At 41.8% G+C, this 3,393-nt stretch carries 4 protein-coding genes and 1 riboswitch; of the genes, 2 read left to right on the top strand and 2 right to left on the bottom strand.

Going from position 1 to position 3,393, the window contains the following annotated elements:
- Nucleotides 1–60 precede the first annotated feature (60 nt).
- The gene (gene htpG / locus AC1DUA_RS29990; protein WP_477503223.1) at nt 61–1,938 is read left to right on the top strand and encodes a molecular chaperone HtpG; all 1,878 of its coding nucleotides are present in this window, start codon (nt 61–63) and stop codon (nt 1,936–1,938) included.
- 59 nt (nt 1,939–1,997) lie between these two features.
- On the opposite strand, the gene AC1DUA_RS29995 is transcribed toward htpG, so the two are convergent.
- Nucleotides 1,998–2,180: a hypothetical protein gene (locus AC1DUA_RS29995; RefSeq protein WP_477503220.1), complete on the bottom strand. Its 183-nt coding sequence runs from the start codon at nt 2,178–2,180 to the stop codon at nt 1,998–2,000.
- Between the two features lie 74 nt (nt 2,181–2,254).
- A riboswitch (cyclic di-GMP riboswitch) is annotated at nt 2,255–2,349 on the top strand.
- Nucleotides 2,350–2,398: 49 nt separating this feature from the next.
- Between AC1DUA_RS29995 and AC1DUA_RS30000 the strand changes: the two genes are divergently transcribed.
- Nucleotides 2,399–2,587, top strand: a complete 189-nt coding sequence (locus AC1DUA_RS30000; RefSeq protein WP_477503221.1) for a hypothetical protein — start codon at nt 2,399–2,401, stop codon at nt 2,585–2,587.
- A gap of 493 nt (nt 2,588–3,080) precedes the next feature.
- Here AC1DUA_RS30000 and AC1DUA_RS30005 read toward each other — a convergent pair.
- Nucleotides 3,081–3,393 (bottom strand): ATP cone domain-containing protein (locus tag AC1DUA_RS30005; protein WP_477503222.1); only part of this gene is annotated, 313 nt, incomplete at its 5' end.

A 3,393-nucleotide genomic window follows, 5' to 3' on the forward strand; every position in this document is an offset into this window, starting at 1 on the left:
CAAGTAGAGAGAGTGCTAACATTAAACTATGATTGTTACATATCGAGAGGAGATTTATCCRTGGAAAAGAAACAGTTTCAGGCCGAGTCCAAAAGACTATTAGAAATGATGATTAACTCCATTTACACACAAAGAGAAATCTTCTTAAGAGAGCTCATCTCCAATTCCAGTGATGCCATTGATAAAATTTACTACAAAGCACTAACCGACGATTCATTGGTATTTGACAAAGATAGCTACTTTATCAAAGTCATTGCTGACAAAACAAACAGAACGTTAACGCTCCGCGATACCGGTATTGGCATGACGAAGGAAGATTTGGAGAACAATTTGGGAATCATTGCAAAAAGCGGCTCCCTTGCGTTCAAAAAAGAAAACGAAGCCAAAGACGGCCACAATATCATCGGTCAGTTCGGCGTAGGCTTCTACTCCGCGTTCATGGTAGCGGATATTGTTACGGTGACAAGTAAAGCGCTTGGCAGCGACACAGCTTACAAATGGGAGTCCACGGGCGCTGATGGCTATACCATCGAAACAGCCGAGAAAGATTCTATCGGTACAGAAATCGTCTTGCAAATCAAAGAAAATACAGAAGATGACAACTACGACGAGTATTTGGACGAGTACCGCCTGAAAGCTATCATCAAGAAATATTCCGACTTCATCCGTTATCCTATCAAAATGGACGTTGCCGGCAAAAGACTCAAAGAAGACTCTGAAAGTGAGTTCGAAGATTATCAAGAAGAGCAGCAGCTTAACAGCATGGTGCCAATCTGGAGAAAAAACAAAAGCGAACTAACGCCTGAGGATTATGAGAAGTTCTATCATGAGAAACATTACGGCTTCGATAAGCCGCTTAAGCATATTCATGTTAGCGCGGACGGGGCTGTTGTCTATCAAGCGATCCTCTTTGTTCCGGAAAGCATGCCTTTCGACTACTATTCCAAGGAATATGAGAAAGGGTTAGAGCTATATGCCAATGGCGTTCTGATCATGAATAAATGCGCGGATCTGCTTCCAGACTATTTCAGCTTCGTGAAAGGGATGGTTGATTCCGAAAGCTTGTCTCTGAACATTTCCAGAGAAATGCTGCAGCATGATCGTCAATTAAAGCTGATCGCCAAAAACATTCAGAGCAAAATCAAAGGCCAGCTTCAATCCATGCTTAAGGATGAGAGAGAGAAATACGAAACCTTCTACAAATCGTTTGGCCGTCAGCTCAAATTCGGCGTCTACAGCGATTACGGCACCCATAAGGACGTTCTGCAGGACCTATTGATGTTCTACTCCTCCAATGAGAAGAAGCTCGTTACACTCGACGAGTACATCGCAAGAATGCCGGAAGATCAGAAGTACATCTACTACGCATCTGGCGAGTCCATGGAGCGCATCGATAAGCTTCCACAAACGGAGCTTGTTACCGATAAAGGCTATGAGATCTTGTACTTCACAGACGATATCGATGAATTTGCAATCAAAATGATCATGACTTACAAGGAAAAAGAATTCAAATCTGTTTCCAGCGGCGACCTCGGCATTGAAGCTGATGATAAAACCGAAACCGAAGCGGACAAAAACGAAAATAAAGAGCTTTTCGACTACATGACTAGCTTATTGGCTGGCAAAGTTACTAACGTCAAAGCATCCAAACGTCTCAAAAAACATCCGGTATGCTTGTCTACAGACGGTGACGTGACTATCGAGATGGAGAAAATCTTGAATGCGATGCCGAATAACCCGAGTGTGAAAGCGGAAAAGGTTCTGGAAATCAACATGAACCATGAAGTTTTCGTCTCGTTGAAAGACGCTTTCGAGAAAGACAAAGAGAAGCTGAACCTGTACACAGCCCTCTTGTACAACCAAGCTCTCCTCATCGAAGGTTTGCCACTTCAAGATCCAGTTGAGTTCACGAACGACATTTGTAAAATCATGGTGTAGACCTACTCCACCATCAAGAGCACTGCCGCCGTTATGGTTGCAGTGCTTTTTGCTGAGATTTAAGAATGCTCATCAAGTCTAATCATCGACTGCGCGGCCCTATCCTCACTCCGTTTATTTGTTTCCATATTCGAATACACATAAGCCAGCAATAGATCTTGATCAATTCCTAACGAGCTTGCTACCTTCATAATATCTAATTCATAAGAAAAGCCTGGAATTTGATTGGATTTGACGGACATATGCTTCAACCATCCTTCGAATAGATGTAATAAATGGAAATAATGTGATATAGTTTTCTTACAAGCATTAATCGGCACGACAAAGGCAAAACCACTGAAAAGTGGTGACGCAAAGCTAAAGGGACTAATTTGGCATGTTACATGTCCAAAATGTCAGCCAGCTGCCAAAACAGCCTCCGTCCGATTAATGTAGAATGACTTAGGAGGAGCTGATAAGGATGGAGAAAATTGTATTAAATGGAAACATGAGCTTGGATGTAGAAAACTTAATTGCTAACCTGCATCTACCAGAAAGTGATATTTTGAATATGTTCTCCTTTAAGTTTAATAACAACCTGCTATCCCCCGAGGAATCAATTCGGTTTATTCAATTTCTTAGGAGTGAACTGGACAAACGTACTCAATAACAGAATTATGCACGAACGTCCACAAAAATGCAGTCGGTTGGTGTCTATAGAATTATTTTTTTTAAAATCAAACGAAATCGCGATATCATAGCTTTTTAAGAATAAAACAGTAAAAAGACAACGGGAATCCCGCTGTCTTTTTCTTATTTTTTGTCAGATTTAAGGTTTAAACTTTAGATAAATGGAACATTTTTTTGAATACGCTACCAAGTTATGCCAGAATCCAAGAATTTCCAATTATTTGACATATACTATACTAGAATACTAGGCATCCTCTTCGCGGGAGGTCTTACGACTTTGACAACGGCCAGTCTAGCTATCACCAATGCTCTTACAATCGGTGCTACGATCGTCCTAGAGACGCTTTCGTTTCGGCCACCTCGACTTCATCTTCAACGACAAATAATCTAGTTGTCACTACCGTCATTCATGCTGTCTAACAAATAAAAGCCGATCTGACCACGTTCAATAGAACGAATCAGAACCGGCTTTCTTATTTGTCCCGGAGTAGGCCGGGATCATGCTTTCCCAATATTTGCGTTAGCTCTTTTAGGAACATATTAATGTCCTTAAATTGTCGGTAAACGGAGGCGAAGCGAATGTAAGCCACTTCATCGACTGGGTACAATTGCTCCATGACGATTTCGCCAATGCCTAAACTGTCAACTTCCGCATGAGCCGTCGTGCGAAGCTGCATTTCAACTTCGGATACTAGCATCTCCAGTCTCTCCATGGACACCGGACGCTTCTCACAGGCACGTATTAAGCCTCTTAAAATTTTCTCACGACTAAATTCTTCCCTGCTG

The organism is Paenibacillus sp. 01T422 (genome assembly GCF_056398785.1).

Coding starts and splice junctions, on each gene's coding strand:
- AC1DUA_RS30000 (WP_477503221.1), top strand. CDS start 2,399: ATGGAGAAAATTGTATTAAATGGAAACATGAGCTTGGATGTAGAAAAC.
- AC1DUA_RS29995 (WP_477503220.1), bottom strand. CDS start 2,180: ATGTCCGTCAAATCCAATCAAATTCCAGGCTTTTCTTATGAATTAGAT.